General features: G+C 31.8%; 16 protein-coding genes and 1 tRNA gene. 8 read left to right on the top strand and 9 right to left on the bottom strand.

Translation table 11 applies throughout. From position 1 onward, the window contains the following. Nucleotides 1-7: 7 nt before the first annotated feature. The 3 genes from C8N27_RS03885 to C8N27_RS03895 form a co-directional block, all read right to left on the bottom strand. Complete coding sequence (locus tag C8N27_RS03885; RefSeq protein WP_121146355.1) at nucleotides 8-3,142, bottom strand: M43 family zinc metalloprotease; 3,135 nt, start codon at nucleotides 3,140-3,142, stop codon at nucleotides 8-10. A 155-nt stretch (nucleotides 3,143-3,297) separates the two neighbouring features. Next, a complete protein-coding gene (trhA, locus tag C8N27_RS03890; RefSeq protein WP_121146356.1) occupies nucleotides 3,298-3,939 on the bottom strand; it encodes a PAQR family membrane homeostasis protein TrhA in 642 nt (213 codons plus the stop codon). Then, on the bottom strand, nucleotides 3,911-4,624 hold the full coding sequence (locus tag C8N27_RS03895) for a lysophospholipid acyltransferase family protein (RefSeq protein WP_121146357.1): 714 nt from the start codon (nucleotides 4,622-4,624) through the stop codon (nucleotides 3,911-3,913). Before C8N27_RS03895 ends, trhA begins: the two co-directional genes overlap by 29 nt. Nucleotides 4,625-4,873: 249 nt before the next feature. Between C8N27_RS03895 and trpS the strand changes: the two genes are divergently transcribed. The 4 genes from trpS to C8N27_RS03915 all read left to right on the top strand — a co-directional run bounded on the left by trpS (nucleotide 4,874) and on the right by C8N27_RS03915 (nucleotide 7,098). Continuing rightward, nucleotides 4,874-5,842 carry a tryptophan--tRNA ligase gene (gene trpS, locus C8N27_RS03900; protein WP_099214792.1) on the top strand — a complete coding sequence of 323 codons (969 nt, stop codon included), beginning with the start codon at nucleotides 4,874-4,876 and terminating at the stop codon, nucleotides 5,840-5,842. Between the two features lie 142 nt (nucleotides 5,843-5,984). After that, nucleotides 5,985-6,239: a hypothetical protein gene (locus C8N27_RS03905; RefSeq protein WP_115899774.1), complete on the top strand. Its 255-nt coding sequence runs from the start codon at nucleotides 5,985-5,987 to the stop codon at nucleotides 6,237-6,239. Between the two features lie 80 nt (nucleotides 6,240-6,319). After that, entirely contained in the window at nucleotides 6,320-6,625 is a 306-nt protein-coding gene (locus tag C8N27_RS03910; RefSeq protein WP_121146358.1) for a DUF6370 family protein, read from the top strand. 290 nt (nucleotides 6,626-6,915) lie between these two features. After that, the gene (locus C8N27_RS03915; protein WP_099214795.1) at nucleotides 6,916-7,098 is read left to right on the top strand and encodes a hypothetical protein; all 183 of its coding nucleotides are present in this window, start codon (nucleotides 6,916-6,918) and stop codon (nucleotides 7,096-7,098) included. A 72-nt stretch (nucleotides 7,099-7,170) separates the two neighbouring features. Here C8N27_RS03915 and C8N27_RS03920 read toward each other — a convergent pair whose 3' ends face one another. The 4 genes from C8N27_RS03920 to C8N27_RS03935 form a co-directional block, all read right to left on the bottom strand. After that, a complete protein-coding gene (locus C8N27_RS03920; RefSeq protein WP_121146359.1) occupies nucleotides 7,171-8,211 on the bottom strand; it encodes an NADP(H)-dependent aldo-keto reductase in 1,041 nt (346 codons plus the stop codon). 119 nt (nucleotides 8,212-8,330) lie between these two features. Continuing rightward, nucleotides 8,331-8,921: a hypothetical protein gene (locus tag C8N27_RS03925; RefSeq protein WP_121146360.1), complete on the bottom strand. Its 591-nt coding sequence runs from the start codon at nucleotides 8,919-8,921 to the stop codon at nucleotides 8,331-8,333. 29 nt (nucleotides 8,922-8,950) lie between these two features. Then, complete coding sequence (locus C8N27_RS03930; RefSeq protein WP_121146361.1) at nucleotides 8,951-10,138, bottom strand: phosphoglycerate kinase; 1,188 nt, start codon at nucleotides 10,136-10,138, stop codon at nucleotides 8,951-8,953. Between the two features lie 9 nt (nucleotides 10,139-10,147). Next, nucleotides 10,148-11,692 carry a hypothetical protein gene (locus tag C8N27_RS03935; RefSeq protein ID WP_121146362.1) on the bottom strand — a complete coding sequence of 515 codons (1,545 nt, stop codon included), beginning with the start codon at nucleotides 11,690-11,692 and terminating at the stop codon, nucleotides 10,148-10,150. Nucleotides 11,693-11,768: 76 nt separating this feature from the next. On the opposite strand from C8N27_RS03935, the gene C8N27_RS03940 reads away from it, so the two are divergent. The 3 genes from C8N27_RS03940 (at nucleotide 11,769) to C8N27_RS03950 (ending at nucleotide 12,876) form a co-directional block, all read left to right on the top strand. Beyond that, entirely contained in the window at nucleotides 11,769-12,191 is a 423-nt protein-coding gene (locus C8N27_RS03940) for a molybdenum cofactor biosynthesis protein MoaE (RefSeq protein WP_121146363.1), read from the top strand. A gap of 63 nt (nucleotides 12,192-12,254) precedes the next feature. Next, nucleotides 12,255-12,328: transfer RNA gene (locus C8N27_RS03945), tRNA-Ala, on the top strand. Between the two features lie 14 nt (nucleotides 12,329-12,342). Further along, nucleotides 12,343-12,876: a GNAT family N-acetyltransferase gene (locus tag C8N27_RS03950; RefSeq protein ID WP_121146364.1), complete on the top strand. Its 534-nt coding sequence runs from the start codon at nucleotides 12,343-12,345 to the stop codon at nucleotides 12,874-12,876. Here the strand turns inward: C8N27_RS03950 and C8N27_RS03955 are convergent. After that, nucleotides 12,873-15,629, bottom strand: coding sequence for a PD-(D/E)XK nuclease family protein (locus C8N27_RS03955; protein WP_121146365.1), 2,757 nt, complete (start codon nucleotides 15,627-15,629; stop codon nucleotides 12,873-12,875). The two genes, C8N27_RS03950 and C8N27_RS03955, sit on opposite strands and share 4 nt — an antisense overlap. A 77-nt stretch (nucleotides 15,630-15,706) precedes the next feature. On the opposite strand from C8N27_RS03955, the gene C8N27_RS03960 reads away from it, so the two are divergent. Continuing rightward, on the top strand, nucleotides 15,707-16,492 hold the full coding sequence (locus C8N27_RS03960) for an amidohydrolase (protein ID WP_121146366.1): 786 nt from the start codon (nucleotides 15,707-15,709) through the stop codon (nucleotides 16,490-16,492). 30 nt (nucleotides 16,493-16,522) lie between these two features. Here the strand turns inward: C8N27_RS03960 and C8N27_RS03965 are convergent, their stop codons facing one another. After that, entirely contained in the window at nucleotides 16,523-17,503 is a 981-nt protein-coding gene (locus C8N27_RS03965) for an acyl-ACP desaturase (protein WP_121146367.1), read from the bottom strand. Nucleotides 17,504-17,518: the final 15 nt, after the last annotated feature.

Raw genomic sequence — 17,518 nt, forward strand, 5'->3', positions numbered from 1 at the left:
TCTTTTCTTATTTTTTTATAACACTAAGAGTTTTTACTTGTTTTCCTGATTGCACCTTTAATAAATACATTCCTTGTTTCTTTAGTATACTATCATCAATTAGTATAAATGTGGAAGGGGATTGAATCTCTTTACTATGTATAAGTCTTCCCTGTAAATCATACACTTTTAATCGTATGGCTTCATCTTTTGAAACACTAGAAATATCAATTTTTGTTTGTGTCACAAAAGGATTAGGTATTGCAGAGATGACTCCACTATTATTTGACTTTTCATCATTAGGTCCTACAACTCCACTTCTTGTCACTGTTGTAATTGATGAATTCGCCGTTTTATTATAAGCATAATCTGTCAGTGTATAAGATTGTCCATCGTTTGCTACTGAAACATGGAACCATCCATAATGTGTATTTCCATCTATATTAAAAGTAAACCCTATAAAACCTGTTTTTCCATTCCAAGGTGTATAATCGGATGAACTAACTGTATAAGGATAAGAATTTGCTACAAAATTACTTGGCGCTCCAACAGAAGCACCTTCCGCTAAATAAGACACATTACTAGTTGTTCCTTCACAAACAATATTTTTATTGTAGGTTTCTAATCGTACAGAATTATTAGTATACCAAGCTCCATAATCTGCATCGTCTCCTACTTCAATTCTAAAAAACTTCCAAGGGTCACTTGAGGTTACCGTTAGGTCATCTATATCAACATATACAATATCATCATTTGTACTACACGGCTCACAAGAACCTCCACAGTCAACCCCTGTTTCATCTCCATTCTGAATTCCATCATTACAGTTCCCATCACCAATAACAACCTTATAATCCTCTACTTCTCCATAACTAAACGATTCACAAGACGTAGGTATACCGTTATATTTCATAGACACTCTCATTCTAGTATCTCCTAAAATTGCTGAACTAGGCACAGTAAATTGCCCTGTAACTGAAGTATCTTTTGACGCTGCTTTACTCCAAACTTGCTCACCTGCATCTATAAAATCTCCGTCTTGATTATAATCAATCCAAACACTATATCCTTCAGAATAAACAGTACTACTCCAGCTTGGTGTTATGGTTATTGTATAATCTCCTCCTTTTGATAAGTTAGTTGATACTGTAGGTGTATAATCTTCATATCCGCCACTTGATCCTGACGAACTATTACTAATGCTATTTAATTCAACTTTACTAATGAATTCATCGTTTACATTCTTTCCGTTAGAATCACAATATATTACTGCACAAGGCTCACAAGAACCACCACAATCTACACCAGTTTCATCTCCATTTTGAATTCCATCACTACAAGTAGCTCCAGTATTCCCATCCCATACCTTACTTCCAGCTTTGATTCCTCCAAAAGGTTCTGTACTATATGCATAATCTAGTAACGTGTATGATGTTCCATCATTGTTAACACTAACTCTGAACCAACCGTAATTAGTTTTTCCTGGGTATAATTCTAATTGAAAACCTATATATGCAGTTTTTCCATCCCAAGACATGTAACTACCATTCCTAATTACATGTAAATTAGGATATTCATCTCCGTCAACCCATGAACTTTGCTCATCAATTACTGTATTTAACTCAACAGCTTTTACATTTCTAGTTCCTGATTGACATACCAGTGCTTTTTTATACGTTTCTAACATCAATGAATTATTCTCATAAAAAGTTCCAAACCAACTACTACTAGCGCCATCTATTGCAAAAAACGTCCATGTGTTTCCTGAATTAGCTATGTAATCTTGGTTATCAAAATACACCACTTTATAAGGATCATAAAAAGAAAAATCAAACGTTACTTTACTAGAGTTCAAAGAGGATGTTCCTCCAGAAATTGCAGCATCTTTAAACGTAATAGAACCAGTCGTATTATTTGATTTAGAATGATTTGTTACTTGTCCTATAAATTTTACACTTAATGTTTTATTATTAAGTACAGTTACTTGAGCTGACAACCCTTGAGGAAGATTAGCATCAAAATGAGTTCCAGAAGTTAAACTTCCTGAAGAAACTGAGAAAGTAGCTCCTTCAATAGATATGTTTTTGGTCTCATCAACTATTGAACCATCATTTGATAATGCTTCTTCTACCGTAGTAGAGTCTACTATTAGAGATGCTCCATTTAAATTTACTCCTGTAGCCGTTAGGTTTGCAGGTTGCCACAAAGGTTTACGGGCTGGATGCTGTAATGCTATAAGCATTCTATCAATTTGTCCTTGTGTAAACATTTTTCCACAACCAGCGGCAGCATCGTACCCCATGTAGTTTTCATAGTTAATTAAATTTCCACAATCACTTGCTCCAACCGTACACCCATCATCTCCTGAATTAGAATCTTCTTTTGGAGTATCATCCACATAATCTCCATTTGGGTCATTACACCCACCTTCAAACGTATGAATCAAGTTTAACCAATGACCAAACTCATGCGTTAATACCGAAGCAAATTCTTTATCTGTATTACCATGAATATATCGTCCGTTATAAACTACTCTTGCTGTGTTATTATCAGACATCGCTGTATTAGGGTACCAAGCAACACCAGAATTTGTTCCACTTCCATCTGCATATAAATCTCCCATAATGTATACATTCATATACTTATAGTTATCCCAAGCGTCTGCAGCTATTTGATCGTCATAACCACCTCCATTTCCATATCCTGATTTTTCTGGGTGAAATACCACACCGTTAGTACTCCCCCCGTTAGGATCTATTTTTGCCAAAGCAAATCTAATACTAAGAGTACCTCTTCTTCCTGAAAAAACAGGATCTACTGTATTAAAGTCATCGTTAAGTCCGTTAAAATCTTCATTTAATTTGTCTAACGCAACTTTTATTTTATCATACGTTACAGTTTTCCCATGTTGAACATCTCCATAAACATGTACAACTACAGGAATGGTATAAGTTTCTCCAACTTTATTAAAAAGTGAAGTTTGTTTTTTTCTAACTACATTTTTTGTGTAGCTGTTGAATTTATCAAACTCTTTTTTTGATTCGGGGTATTTTAAAAATACCTTTTGATTTTCACTTGTAACCTTACAGTCTTGAGCTAACGCAGTCTCAACACAGAAAAACAACAAAAAGAAGAAGGGTAACAAAATGTTCTTTTGTTTCATAATTGATTGATTTTTTAAATTACTAAAAACAAACCTACAGTTATAAATCAAATCAATTTGATACAATACTAACCAATGCCAGTAAAAAATTATCTATTGGCTTTTTTTTAACTTTAATTTTACGGCTATTTTATTTTTTTACCATATAAGAAGTGTTAGCTAATTGAGAAAATAGCTAAAAAATGGCTTAAACTACCCAACAATACAAAAACATGGAAGGTTGCATGACTATATTTTAATTTTTTAAGGGAATAGAAAATAGCTCCAACGGTATAAAAAACTCCTCCAAGAAAAAGATACAACAGTCCTTTATCTGATAAATTTTCCATTAAAGGTTTTATTACAAAAACAACTTGCCATCCCATTAATAAATACAACACAGTTGATAGTTTATCAAATCGTCCTGTAAAAAACAACTTTAATACAACTCCGGTAATGGCAAATAACCAAACAAAAATAAACATATACCAACCTAATTTTGATGGTAATACAACTAAACAAAATGGAGTATATGTTCCAGCAATTAATACATAAATAGCTGCGTGATCAAAAATATTAAGTCTCCTCCTAAGCTTAGGTCTTTTTGCAGCATGATAAAAAGTAGATGCTGCATATAAAATTACTAAACTCAGTCCGTAAATACAGAAACTAGCAGCTTTCCAAAAGTTATGATAACTTAGTGATTTATGTACAAGAAAGGGAAGAGCCACTATACTAAGTAGCAAACCAAACCCGTGAGTAAGGATGTTTAATCTTTCTTCTTTTTCGTTATAATGGTGATTTAAATTCTCGCTCATTGTTAGGTCGATTGGTATCTTTCATATACAACTCATCATTTATCAATTCATTGTATATCACATTGTATGTTTCTTCTTTAAGTTTTTTCTTATCCTTAGCTTCTAAGTTATCTGTTTCAATAAATGCACACTGTTTTACTCTAAGTGTTCCTGGAGATCCTTTTAAAAAATCCCAAGAAAACAGACGTTTTCCATCATAATACACTTGAGGAACAATCGGTATTTGGTGCTCGATAGCTAAGCTAAATGCTCCGTTTTTAAACGGTGCTAAAACAATGTTTTCAGCAGGTACTAATCCTTCAGGAAAAATAGCAACACTTGTTCCATTCTTTAACCTACTATGAGCTTCTTCATATACTCTTTTTCGGCTTTCTAAATCACTTCTATCAACTACAATAACTACTTTTTTGTAAAAGAAACCAAAAATTGGAAATTTTGCTAACTCTTTCTTCCCAACGAAAACTATTGGGTTTTTACTCATAGCTATTAGAATCCATGGATCTATAAATGACGCATGGTTTGCACAAAACATATAACTTTTATTTCGATCAATTTCTTGCTCTTTTTCAACTTTTAATCGGAATCCCATTCCATAGATTAAAAAATAAGCCCATGCTCTTACCACCTTCCAAAAAACTGGGTAATATTTTTCATCTGAAGTTAAAACCAGCATAAAAGGTGCCATTATTAGTATTGAAACTACAATTAGTGTGTAAAACCAAACACGCCAAATAAAACGAATAGGAAAAAATATATACTTCAATTCTTTTAAATTATAATCAACTAACTAACCTTATACTTCTTTTATCAAAAAAGTTTAGTATTAAGGTTCCCCTAATATGCGAATGTAGTAATTTCTTTTGTTTGATAAATTTTAAGCTTATTTTTGCTCACTTAAGCAAGCACTTATTTAAAAACATTTCAAAACAGACTTATGTCAAGAATTTTAACAGGAGTACAAAGTACAGGAACCCCACATTTAGGGAATTTATTAGGAGCAATTTTACCTGCAATTGAAATGGCAAATGATTCTAAAAACGAATCGTTTATTTTTATTGCCGACATGCATTCTTTAACACAGATTAAAGACGGAAACGAATTGCGAGAAAACACCTATAGTGTTGCGGCTACTTGGCTTGCCTGTGGTATTGACATTAACAAAACAGTATTTTACCGCCAAAGTGATATTCCTGAAGTTACTGAATTAACTTGGTATTTAAGCTGTTTCTTTCCATACCAACGTTTAACATTAGCACATGGTTTTAAGGACAAAGCTGATCGTTTAGCTGATGTAAATGCTGGATTATTTACCTATCCTATGTTAATGGCAGCTGACATTTTATTGTACGATGCTGAAGTTGTTCCCGTAGGAAAAGATCAGTTACAGCATTTAGAAATGACACGCGACGTTGCTAACAGGTTTAACAATATTGTTGGTGAAACCTTGGTTCCACCTCAAGCAAAGATAAATGAAGACACGAAATTAGTTCCTGGAACTGATGGTGAAAAAATGAGTAAATCACGAAATAATTTCATCAATATTTTCCTACCAGACAAGAAGTTACGTAAGCAAGTTATGGGAATTCAAACAGACAGTAAAGCTCTAGAAGATCCAAAAGATCCAGATACTGATAATGTTTTCGCTTTGTATAAATTATTAGCTTCTGAAGAGCAAATAGCTGAAATGCGTACTAATTATGAAAATGGAGGTTATGGCTACGGACATGCAAAACAAGCTTTATATGAATTGATTATTGATAAATTTTCTGATGTACGCGCTAAGTATAATCACTATATGGAAAACCGCCATGAAATTGATGAAGCTTTAGCTGTAGGTGCAGAAAAAGCTCGTTCAATTGCCAAAGATGTGCTACAAAGAGTTAGAGAAAAAATAGGATACTAATAATTTATACCACCTAATAAATAAGTCATTTTATCCTTAAAAAATCAGGAGTATATCCCTATGAAAAACAGGGAATAGGTAACCTTTGTTAGTTGTGTTTTTTGATAGTTTTACACTACTATTAACATCAAACTAACATATTATGCCACATTATGCACAAGGAACGACAGGATGGACAAAATTGAAAGGCTATCAAGCTTTATGGGATCCTAAAATTGATTTGGGTAAGTTTTACTTTACAACATTTCAGGGGAAAAGACAAGAAACTCCATATATGACAGCAGATAATTTTGCTAGAGTAATTGATATTCTAAGAAATGAAACTCCAGTATATGGAAACGCAACTACTGGCTCTGTAACCACGCAAGGAGAACTTGTTGGTGAGGAGGAGAGCTAGGAGGTTCAAATATCATAATTAACTAAACCCAGAATAAATATATTCTGGGTTTTTTATGCTTATTTTCATAAATTCACAACATGAAAAAATTATTAATTTTAGTATTCTTAGGAATCGTTGCCTGTAGTACTCCAAAAGAAAAAACACAAATAGTAGAAGCTTCATGCGGTCAATGTAAGTTTGGCTTAGATAGCCAACATGGGTGTGATTTAGCTGTAAAAGTAGATGGGCAAGCCTATTTTATTGATGGTGCACACATTGATGATTATGGTGATGCCCATGATAAAAATATCGGTTTTTGCAATGTTGTTAGAAAGGCAGAAGTTACTGGAAAAGTTGAAAACGGAAGATTTAAAGCTACCTCTTTTAAAATAATTGAAGAATAATATTTAGACTTTCATAAACAAAGTTTCTAGATAAAAATTAAAAAAAACCGAAGTAAGTTAACTTCGGTTTTTTATTACTTCAAAAATATTTTCATTTTTATAATAACCTACCCTTTCTATCTTATCAAAACAGCACTCCAACAGAATTAAATCACTGATTTCATGAACATTTACAATAAAAACAGTATTTTTAAACTCATTAAAATTCTTTCGCGAGAAAAATAGACATAAACCTTGAGTGTCTATAAAATGTTCAGGGATTTAATCAAATTAATTAAATCGTTATTATTATGAAAAAACAAATTTTAAATCTAGGAAAAAGATTAAACAGAAAAGATCAACAAGAAATTAAAGGAGGAAGACCATTTATGGATTGTGATGACTTTTGTAGTTCTAGTTGGAGAGATAGAAATTATTACATTCAAGATCAAATGGAAAAGTATGGTTTAGATTGGTCTCACTGTGTTTGTTAGTATCGAAATATATTAATATAAAAAACGCCTGAAAATATTTTTCAGGCGTTTACATTTTTATCTACACTCCAACTATGGCGCTGGATTCGGGATAACTTTGTGCACCGCTTCTATCTCTTCTAAAATAGCATCAGACAATTCAATATTAATAGAATTAATATTCTCTTTTAACTGACTCATTTTCGTAGCTCCAATAATATTGCTCGTTACAAAAGGTAATTGATTGATATATGCCAATGATAGTTCAGTTAATGTTAATCCGTGCTTATTTGCTATTTTTTGATACTCTAAAACCGCTTTTTCTGATCCTTCATTTTTATATCGCGCGATAAAACGTGGAAATAAAGTTCCTCTTGCTCCTTCTGGAGTTTTTCCATCAATATATTTTCCTGTTAATACTCCTTGTGCTAATGGAGAATAAGCTAACAAACCAATATTTTCTCTCATAGAAACCTCAGACATTCCTACTTCATACCCTCTATGAATTAATGAGTATGAGTTTTGAATTGTCACCATTCTTGGTAAACTATGTTGTTCTGCAGTTTGTAAATACTTCATCGTTCCCCAAGGTGTTTCGTTAGACAAACCAACGTGTTTAATCTTTCCTTGTTTCACAAAATCATTCAGCGTTTCTAAAATTTCTAAATGCTTTTCAGCTTCTTCTGCAGAGGTTTTATACGGATAATCACGTACTCCAAAACAGTTAACCCCACGATCTGGCCAATGTAGTTGGTATAAGTCGATATAATCGGTTTGTAAGCGTTTTAAGCTACCTTCAATTGCTTCACTTATATTCTTTCTGTTGAAACCACCTGTTCTAATATGAGCTGTGTAATCACCTCCTCCTGCGATTTTAGAAGCCAACACTACTTTTTCTCTGTTTCCTGTTTTTTTAAACCAAGAACCTATAATTTTTTCCGTGGCTCCATATGTTTCTGGAGTCGCAGGTACAGAATATAATTCTGCAGTATCAAAAAAGTTTACCCCTTGTTCTAAGGCATAATCCATTTGTTCATGACCTTCTGCTTCCGTATTCTGTCGACCCCATGTCATGGTTCCTAAACAAATTTTTGAAACTTTTATATCTGTAGTTGGTAAGGTTGTATATTTCATAAATTAATCATCATTTGTTACTCTTGTAAAAATACAAGGTTTTTAGAATTTCTACTTCTTAAAGTTTACATAAAAGAAATCCCGCAGTAAGCGGGATTAAATAATCATTTAACAGGTTTTTATCTTATTAAAAACTCAGTCAAGGTTCTTTTCTTTAATTTTCTTGTTAATGCTATTATTGCTATTGACAGAACTAAAAAGTAACCCAATAAAACCTTAATAGTTCCAAATTGAGCTAGCCCTAAAACCAAACCGCTTAAGCCTTGTCTACCTCCTACAATCTCGTACTGATAACCTTTCTCAATTTCTCTAGCTAAATAGAATATCCATAAAAATATTCCTGTGGAAAATAATATAGCAAAAATTTGAGGCTTTACATATTTAATTACTTTTGGTTTCTCTTTAGAATAACTAAACTTAGATAACTTTTCTCTTAAATAAAGAAAAACCTGACTCTTAACCTCTTTATTATTTATAATGATTTCCTCTTCAGAATTACCTCCATAAAAAACAGTTATTGTACTTGATTTTTCTGGATTTTCTATACTTTTAATATATGAGAAAGGAATACTAAAAACATCTTCTGGAATGTCTCCTTTTTCAAAACCTGAAATTAGTTCAGACTTTATATGTTTTTTGATTTTTCCTACATAAAGAGACTCTTCTGTAGCAACAATAAAATCATTATCGTTATAAAACCAATATTTCATTCTATCTTCTTTTTCTACTAGTAATTTTCTTATTTTAAAATTGCTTCAATTCCTGGTAAGGTTTGCCCTTCCAACATTTCTAACATCGCTCCTCCACCTGTAGATACATAGCTTACTTTATCAGCAAATCCAAATTGCTTTACAGCAGCAACTGAGTCACCTCCTCCTACTAACGAGAATGCTCCATTTTTAGTAGCTTCTGCGATTGCATTTCCTAAACCAATGGTTCCTTCTGCAAACTTTTCCATTTCAAAAACACCTAAAGGACCATTCCATAAAATAGTCTTTGACTTTGCAATAACTTCAGCAAATTTTTCAACGGTTTTAGGTCCGCAGTCTAATCCCATCCATCCATCTGGAATTTCATTAGTATCTACTACTTGTGTATTTGCATCGTTTGAAAAAGCATCTGCAATAACTGCATCTACTGGTAAGTGAATTTCTGTATTGTTTTCTTTCGCTTTAGCTAATATTTCTAATGCTAACTCTAATTTATCTTCTTCAACTAGTGAATTTCCAATTTTTCCTCCTAGAGCTTTGATAAACGTAAACGTCATTCCTCCACCAACGATGATATGATCTACTTTTTCAATAATATTTTCAATCACTCCAATTTTAGACGACACTTTTGCTCCTCCTAAAATCGCAGTTACTGGTTTTTCTGAGTTGTTTAATACTTTATCAATGCTTTCAATCTCTGTTGCTAATAAGTTTCCGAAGCATTTATTTTCTGGAAAAAATTGCGCAATAATAGCAGTAGAAGCATGGGCTCTGTGTGCTGTACCAAAAGCATCATTTACATAAACATCGCCCCATTTAGACAATTGTTCAGCGAAAGCAACATCACCTGCTTTTTCTTCTGGGTAAAAACGTAAGTTTTCTAATAATAAAACCTCACCGCTTTTTAAGTTTGTAACCATATCTTCAACAGTTGAACCAATACAGTCATCTACAAACTTAACTTGTACACCTAAAACTTCTGTTACTTTACTAACAATATGACGTAACGAAAATTGATCTTCTTTTCCTTTTGGACGCCCTAAGTGAGACATTAAAACACAGCTACCACCATCTTCTAATATTTTTATAATAGTTGGTTTTGCTGCTTGAATTCTTGTATCGTCAGTTACTTCAAAAGTATCGTTTAAAGGCACATTAAAATCTACTCGGATTAATGCTTTTTTATTTTCAAAATTGAAATCGTTCAATGTTTTCATCACTTAAATCTAGTTGATTGTTATTTTTAAAAATTGTTTCTTGTTTTTTCTTTGACCGTATAAAATTAACTCATTATCTGAAACTTGTTCAATAAATCTACAATTAAATGATGTTTCTTCATCTTTATTTGATAATAAGGATTTGTATATAAAATCTCCATTGGGATTCAACTTAACAATATATAAATTCGTGTTATTTTTAGTTGCGTTCCATAAAAAACTTTCTCTAAATTTAATTCTCCCTCCAGATAATTCTCCCATCTTTTTATGAGCATTTAAAATTAAATACTTATCATTATTATACTGTGCTGTTCCAAACGACATTAATGGATCTGAAAAATAACTTGATGTTTGAGCCTTGTTAATATTTCTAGCCCAAACTAGTTTTCCTCCTCTATCTAGCTTTATAACAATTATATCATCAAAATTATATGAAATACTTCTATACCCTCCAAATTGGTTGTGTACATATGTTGCTCTTAAAAAAAACTCTTCAGCAGTAATAATCATTCCTCCATCTTCTGAATGAGAAATATCTTTAAACTTAACATTTCTTAATTCTCTATCCTTAGACTCACCATATTTATCCTTCAAAAACTGCTCTGTAAAAGGCGAAAAAGTTGAGTTTTCAACATCAATATTCTTTGTGTTTAAAATAAATGAGCACACTCCTTTAAATCTATTTTCATTTATATCAGAATAAAAACCAATACAGCTCAATTTATTTTCCTGTGTTAAGTCTAACTCTAAACTCGCTACAAAATGGTCTTCAACAGAAATTTTTGTCGATGATACGTTATTTTCTACAACTTTAAATAATTCGTAATGATAATTCCTCCCTTTTTCCTTCTTCTTTTTTGGATACACCTTTCCTAAAATAAATACTTCTCCATTATCTGAAACCTTCACTTCTTGAAGTTTAAATCTTTTGTCTTTATATGGTAACTCAAACTCTTTCTCCCACAACTTATTAAAGCTTTCATCAAAAACCTTAATGCTGTGATGTTCATTTTTTTTATCGGAAGAATCAATATTAAAAACGTTATAATTTCCTGATTTCGAGAATGACATATTTCCTCTAAAATTCCTATCTATTTTTGAAGCTGAAAAAACAGACTCCAAGAATGAGGGATATCTATCAAGAGTGACCTCAAAAATTTTCTTTTTGGAAAACTCAAGCTTATCTTTAAGTGAAGTATATAGAAAAGCCTCTATTTTATTTTCTCTATTATTTTTATAATACTCTACAAACCCTAATCTCTCCTGTTTAAAAAAACCTCCAGGTATTCTATGCTTTCTTTCAATTTTGTGCTCAAAAGAGTTAATCTTATTAAACTTACTATCAAAAACATCTATCAACAAACTTCTTTCAGACTCTAAAGTTCTTATGGTATATAAGTTATTTAACTCATCTTTATAAATAGTGTTTAGAATACTTGTTTTTCTTTCTTTAAAAACTCCACTCTTATCAAGAGAAACACTCATTAAATCTTCTTGAGAGCTTAATCTTAAAGTAAAAATGGTAAAAAAACATAGCAATATACTTTTCTTCATATTATTTAATTTATTATTTTGAGCTGCCGAAAATACTATATTTTAGCTTTATTTTTAATCTCTTTACAGTTAAATAATGAACCTTGCTTCCATAAAAATAACCTCTGAAAAACTCAACTTACAAGAATGTTACGATTTTGTAGCTGATCCTTCTTGTGGTGGAATTGCTGTTTTTGTGGGTACTGTAAGAAATGCTACTCAAAACAAAGAGGTTACCCAACTTGATTTTTCTACTTACAAGCCTATGGCAATTAAAGAAATGCAAAAAATTGCAGATGCTGCCTTAGAAAAATTTGGAGTCACAAAGATTGCCATTCATCACGCTGAAGGTTTGTTAACTATTGGTGATATCCCTGTAATTATTACGGTTTCTTCTCCACACAGAAAAGCTGCTTTTGAAGCTTGCCAGTATGCTATTGACACCTTAAAAGAAACAGTTCCTATTTGGAAAAAAGAATTTTTTAAAGATGGTGAGGTTTGGGTAAATGCGCATCCTTAAAATACTATATTTGAAATGAAGTCATTTCTAACAACGTAAAATGAATATGAGGAGTTTTACATTGGGGCATTAGCTCAGTTGGCTAGAGCGTTTGACTGGCAGTCAAAAGGTCATCGGTTCGACTCCGATATGCTCCACTATTTTTAAAATCATGATTGAATTTACTACGGCTACTGATCAAACAGATTTGCTTCAAATATTGGATTTGCAACAGCAAAACTTACCTGAAAAGTTATCAGAAACAGATAAAAAAGAACAAGGTTTTGTTACCGTTCGTCATGATTTAGAAATACTACAAAAAATGAATGATGTGCATCCGCATATCATTGCTAAGAATGATAATAAAATAATTGGTTATGCTTTATCAATGTCTAAAAACTTTAGAAATGACATTCCAATTTTAATTTCTATGTTTGACGAAATAGATACAACTTCAAAAGGTGCCAAACCGTATATTTTAATGGGGCAAGTATGTATAGACAAAAACTTTCGTGGAAAAGGTATTTTTAGAGGGTTATATACTAAAATGAAAGAGGAATTCACTGGAATATACCATTCTATTATTACTGAAGTAGATGAAGAAAACACTCGTTCAATGAATGCGCACAAAGCCATTGGTTTTAAAACTTTAAAAACCTACAGAAGTAATAATCATAACTGGGAAATTATTTATTTAAATATTTAATACGGTAAATCGGTAGGTTCAACAAAATTGACTGCTGGATCGTACAATTCTGTTAATAGATTCTTTACTTCTGTCATAAACTCCTCTAATTTTTCTTCTGTAATAGCATTATCAGGCTTTCGGTAATTAGATGAAAAGTTCATTTGTAAAAAACCACTTTTTAAATTTTTAAACGAGATTATTCCTGCTTCTAGTGGCTTTTCAAAATTAAATTGTGTGTATTGAGTGTATAAAAACGCATACAACATTACCTGAATCGCTTTATGATACTTTAAATCGCGTATGGTTTCAAAATCGAGTACTTTTAAGTTTGTACTATCCACCATTCCTGTTTTATAGTCGATAATTCTAGTAACACCATTAAGCTCATCAATTCGATCGACAATTCCTTTTATTTTTATCGGAAAATTAATTCCTTCAACCATAATTTCTGAAGATAATTCTTGCTCAGTAGCTACTACCTTCAGTTGGTTATTTTCGTCTTTTAAGAGTTGTTTTTCTTTAGCTAAAAAGTTCTCTACAAAACGATTCGCAACTTCAAAAATTAATCGATTCTTTCCTGTGGTTAAATCTCCATTTTTAAAATGTTTTGAGAAATAAAAGCTTACGAGTTCTTTTGTTTTTTTCTGCATATTCTCAACATCTCCTACTTGCAGAAATTTACCTTCAAAGGGTTTATATAATTCTTCCAAGGTATCATGCACAACAGTTCCCATAGTATTTGCAGCAACCGTTTCTTCAACGTCATCTAGTTCATTAATTTTTAAAATTTTCTGCTTATAAAAAGCAATCGGATTGTACAAGTAATTGGTTAGTGCTGATGGAGAAATTCCTTTTTGAGCTAATTCTTGTAAGCGTTCTAGTACTTTTTCATCTTTTTGAATTTCTTTTAACTGCACAGGTGATGTTACTACTTTCGGACTTATAATTTTTTCTGTAATATCATCTCGCATCATTTCTAACTGCGTTACAAAACGGCTTTTCTCTCCACTTCCAAACACATCATGCTCTGTATTATACAAAATGTAAATGTTTTTTGCACGTTGTAGTAATCTAAAAAAGTGGTACGAGAAAAGTGCATCTTTTTCTCTATAGGTTGGCAATCCAAACTCTATTTTTACATCAAAAGGAATAAAAGTGTTTTGCTGTTGGTTGGCTGGTAAAATTCCTTCATTTACTGAAGTTATGATTACATTTTCAAAATCTAACACACGTGTTTCTAACACTCCCATTAACTGCAATCCCTGTAACGGTTCTCCTTGAAATGATAAACTTTCTGACTGGATTAATTGTCTAAAAAATTGATGCAAGGTTTTTAAGTCTTGTACGTAACCAAATTCATTATGTAAATTTTGTAACTGAGTAAATGCGGTATAGAAACGGAATAAATATTCTTTTTCCAGTTCATTCGTATTCTCTTTTAGTAAATTAATCAACTCAATTATTCTGTTTAAAAACTCGCTAATCGATGAAAACGGATTGAAAATACTCTTTATAGTTTTCTTTATTTCTTCACTTACAGGGGATAAAAATGTAATTATTTCTTCTTGGCTTACAAATGTGTTATTTTCTTTGGCTACAGCTTCTGAAATTACGTCTGCAATATTCTTTTCTTCATTTATTTGTAGCAGCGTATAAATTGTTGCGTCTTTTACTAATCTAACCACATCTTTGTGATAAAAAAGATTTTCTTCCTTCTTTTCTAACTTTTCTTGATTAGTAAACAGATGAAAGATTGCAAAAACTAAACTTGTTGTAGGAATATCTTTTAGCGGATATCCCATTGTAATATTTACCGCATTTACGGTCGCTGGTAATGAATTTAAGGTAATTGGTAACAGCGTTTCATCTGCCAACACTAATGCTGTATTGTTATAATTAGGAAGTTTGGCTAAAATTTCACCTGCATATTTTATCTGTGTAATGTTTTTAGAGGCTCCAATCACTTCAATATGTTTCTCTTCTGAAAAGTACTCTTTAATGGTTTGAATTGGATGTTGTTGATAGTATTTCCAGCGAGTTTTGTACTTTCTTAAAAAGCTTCCTGCTTGGTGTTGACTCTCATAAAACGTTCTATCAATATCCCAATAGGCTTCTGCATTTCCGTTTAATAAGAATTGTTCAAACAAGAATTCTTCCGCAGCATTTAAAGCATTAAATCCTATAAAAAAGTACTTTTTTTTCTGGTTTTCACTAATAAAGTTTGCTGCTTTTTTGGTTGCTTCTCTATACAAAACTCCTTGATATCCGATATTATTTTCAAGTAAAAACTGGTAAAAAGCATCGTAATATTTGTTCAACTTTTCCATGAAAGCAAAATGATCTTTCATCAATTCAGTTTCTTTAAACTCTCCTTTTACCGACCATTTTCGTAAGCGGTGTATATCACGTAAATACACAAAGATTTCTCGTGTGTTAATTAAATGCTGATCAATTTCATTAAAGTCTTGCAATACGGTAAATGCCCAAGATGAAAACACATCAAATGAATCTGGCTTTTCTTCTTGTTTTTTATAGATTGTATAAAAATGGAAAAGTAACTGAACGGAATCTACCTTTTTCATTTCTGAAATTTCTTCAACGAAATCTCCAATATTTATAATTTCTGGTAAGAAGCCTGCAGAAATTTTATTTTTAAACGTTTCTTTTACAAAAACTCCCGCCCTTTGTGAAGGCAGTACAAACACAACGTTCTCAAACGATTTGGTGTTTTGTAAAATAGTATCTAACGTTTCTGAAATAAAAGACTGCATTTTTTATAAAATGGTTTTAGCTTGAATCGAAAGTACAATTTTTATCCTATTTTTGAGAGTACAAATAGCCTATATTCATGAACACAACGAATCACTTAAGAGTAGCTTTGATTCAATCGGATTTAATTTGGGAAAATCCAACAGCAAACAGAAAACAATTTGAGGAAAAAATAAACATTTTAGATGAGGATATTGACTTAATTATCTTACCTGAAATGTTTACTACTGGCTTCACTATGAATGCTTCAGATGTTGCTGAAACTATGAAAGGTGAAACAGTACAATGGTTGCAAAATTTAGCACAAGAAAAGAGTATTGCTATTACTGGAAGTATCGTTATCTGTGAAAATTATAATTTTTATAATCGTTTATTATTTGTGCACTCTTCAGGGAAAATTGATTTTTATGATAAAAAACATACGTTTACGTTAGCAGGTGAACATGAAGTGTTTTCTGCAGGAACTGAAAGAATTGTAATTGAATATAAAGGCTGGAAAATTTGCCCACTAATTTGTTATGATTTACGTTTTCCTGTGTGGGCGAGAAATACAGAAAATTACGACTTATTGCTATATGTAGCAAGTTGGCCTAAACCTCGTATTGAAGCTTGGGATGGTTTGTTAAAAGCACGAGCTATTGAAAATATGAGTTATACTATTGGTGTGAATAGAGTAGGTATAGATGCTAACAACTATGAATATACTGGGAATACGGTTTGCTATGATACCTTAGGAAACTGTTTGGTTAAAAATAACAAAGGAACTGAGGAAACATTGATTATTGAATTAGATAAAGAAACACAAATAAAAGCTCGTAATCGATTTCGATTTTTGGATGACAGAGATGAGTTTATACTTCAATAAAAAAGCAACCTTTCGGTTGCTTTTTTACTTTTATGCAGGAATCATCCATTTAAAATTGAATTTTGTATCTGGTACTACGATACGTTCAGTAATTCGGTACATTCTGTCTGGTAATTTCATTAAGAAATCTCTTGCTTTTTCTGCTTCTGGAGTTAAATTGGTAATCTTATCAATTTCCCATGTCGTATTTAATTTTTTCAAAATATCTACATAATCAAAACCAGTATATACTCCTACTCTTTGTGCTACTGTTGAAAAATCATCAAACAAACTTCCTTTTTCACCAAAAGATTCTCTTAAATGCATTGCAGGCATTACTATTTTGTGTTTCATCATGTGTTGAAAAGCCAACATCATTTCACTTGGGTCTATCTTAAAAATTTCTTTTACAAATTCAGTATACGCTAAGTGATGACGCATTTCGTCTCCTGCAATAATCTTAGACATTTTAGCCAAGGCTTTGTGTCCTTGCTTTTTGGCAATCTTAGCGACGTTATTGTGTGAAACATACGTTGCTAATTCTTGAAAACTTGTGTATATAAAGTTTTTATAAGGATCGGTAGCTGTACCAATATCAAATCCGTCAGCAATTAAGTGTTGTGTAGATACTTCTACCTCACGCATGTTTACTCTTCCTGAAAGGTATAAATACTTATTTAACACATCTCCATGACGGTTTTCTTCTGCAGTCCAAGCACGAATCCATTTTGCCCAACCATTATCTGGTTGTTGTGTTACTCCATCTAAGTCTAATAACCAAGACTCATAAGTTGGTAATGCTTCTTCAGTAATAGTATCTCCTACTAAAACTACCCAAAAATCATCATCAAGCTCTTTTGATAGTTCTCGAATCTCTTTTACTTCTTCTATAAAAGAATCTTGTTGTGAATTAGGTAAAAAATCAGTTGGTTGCCAAATTTTTTCAATTGGCATTAAGAATTTGTCTACAAAACTGTCAATGTTTTTTTCCAGCGTTTGCATTACTTCCTTTCTAATGTTTTGTATTGACATAATTTATTTTAAGGG

The sequence above is a fragment of the Tenacibaculum discolor genome, from assembly GCF_003664185.1.
Taxonomy (GTDB): domain Bacteria; phylum Bacteroidota; class Bacteroidia; order Flavobacteriales; family Flavobacteriaceae; genus Polaribacter; species Polaribacter discolor.

What these genes read in the sequence shown, in the direction of transcription:
- C8N27_RS03885 (WP_121146355.1), bottom strand. Translation starts at nt 3,142, where the DNA reads ATGAAACAAAAGAACATTTTGTTACCCTTCTTCTTTTTGTTGTTTTTC.
- C8N27_RS03930 (WP_121146361.1), bottom strand. Translation starts at nt 10,138, where the DNA reads ATGAAAACATTGAACGATTTCAATTTTGAAAATAAAAAAGCATTAATC.
- C8N27_RS03955 (WP_121146365.1), bottom strand. Translation starts at nt 15,629, where the DNA reads ATGCAGTCTTTTATTTCAGAAACGTTAGATACTATTTTACAAAACACC.
- C8N27_RS03940 (WP_121146363.1), top strand. Translation starts at nt 11,769, where the DNA reads ATGAACCTTGCTTCCATAAAAATAACCTCTGAAAAACTCAACTTACAA.
- C8N27_RS03895 (WP_121146357.1), bottom strand. Translation starts at nt 4,624, where the DNA reads ATGGCACCTTTTATGCTGGTTTTAACTTCAGATGAAAAATATTACCCA.
- C8N27_RS03935 (WP_121146362.1), bottom strand. Translation starts at nt 11,692, where the DNA reads ATGAAGAAAAGTATATTGCTATGTTTTTTTACCATTTTTACTTTAAGA.
- C8N27_RS03905 (WP_115899774.1), top strand. Translation starts at nt 5,985, where the DNA reads ATGCCACATTATGCACAAGGAACGACAGGATGGACAAAATTGAAAGGC.
- trhA (WP_121146356.1), bottom strand. Translation starts at nt 3,939, where the DNA reads ATGAGCGAGAATTTAAATCACCATTATAACGAAAAAGAAGAAAGATTA.
- C8N27_RS03925 (WP_121146360.1), bottom strand. Translation starts at nt 8,921, where the DNA reads ATGAAATATTGGTTTTATAACGATAATGATTTTATTGTTGCTACAGAA.
- C8N27_RS03950 (WP_121146364.1), top strand. Translation starts at nt 12,343, where the DNA reads ATGATTGAATTTACTACGGCTACTGATCAAACAGATTTGCTTCAAATA.
- C8N27_RS03920 (WP_121146359.1), bottom strand. Translation starts at nt 8,211, where the DNA reads ATGAAATATACAACCTTACCAACTACAGATATAAAAGTTTCAAAAATT.
- C8N27_RS03965 (WP_121146367.1), bottom strand. Translation starts at nt 17,503, where the DNA reads ATGTCAATACAAAACATTAGAAAGGAAGTAATGCAAACGCTGGAAAAA.
- C8N27_RS03910 (WP_121146358.1), top strand. Translation starts at nt 6,320, where the DNA reads ATGAAAAAATTATTAATTTTAGTATTCTTAGGAATCGTTGCCTGTAGT.
- C8N27_RS03960 (WP_121146366.1), top strand. Translation starts at nt 15,707, where the DNA reads ATGAACACAACGAATCACTTAAGAGTAGCTTTGATTCAATCGGATTTA.
- C8N27_RS03915 (WP_099214795.1), top strand. Translation starts at nt 6,916, where the DNA reads ATGAAAAAACAAATTTTAAATCTAGGAAAAAGATTAAACAGAAAAGAT.
- trpS (WP_099214792.1), top strand. Translation starts at nt 4,874, where the DNA reads ATGTCAAGAATTTTAACAGGAGTACAAAGTACAGGAACCCCACATTTA.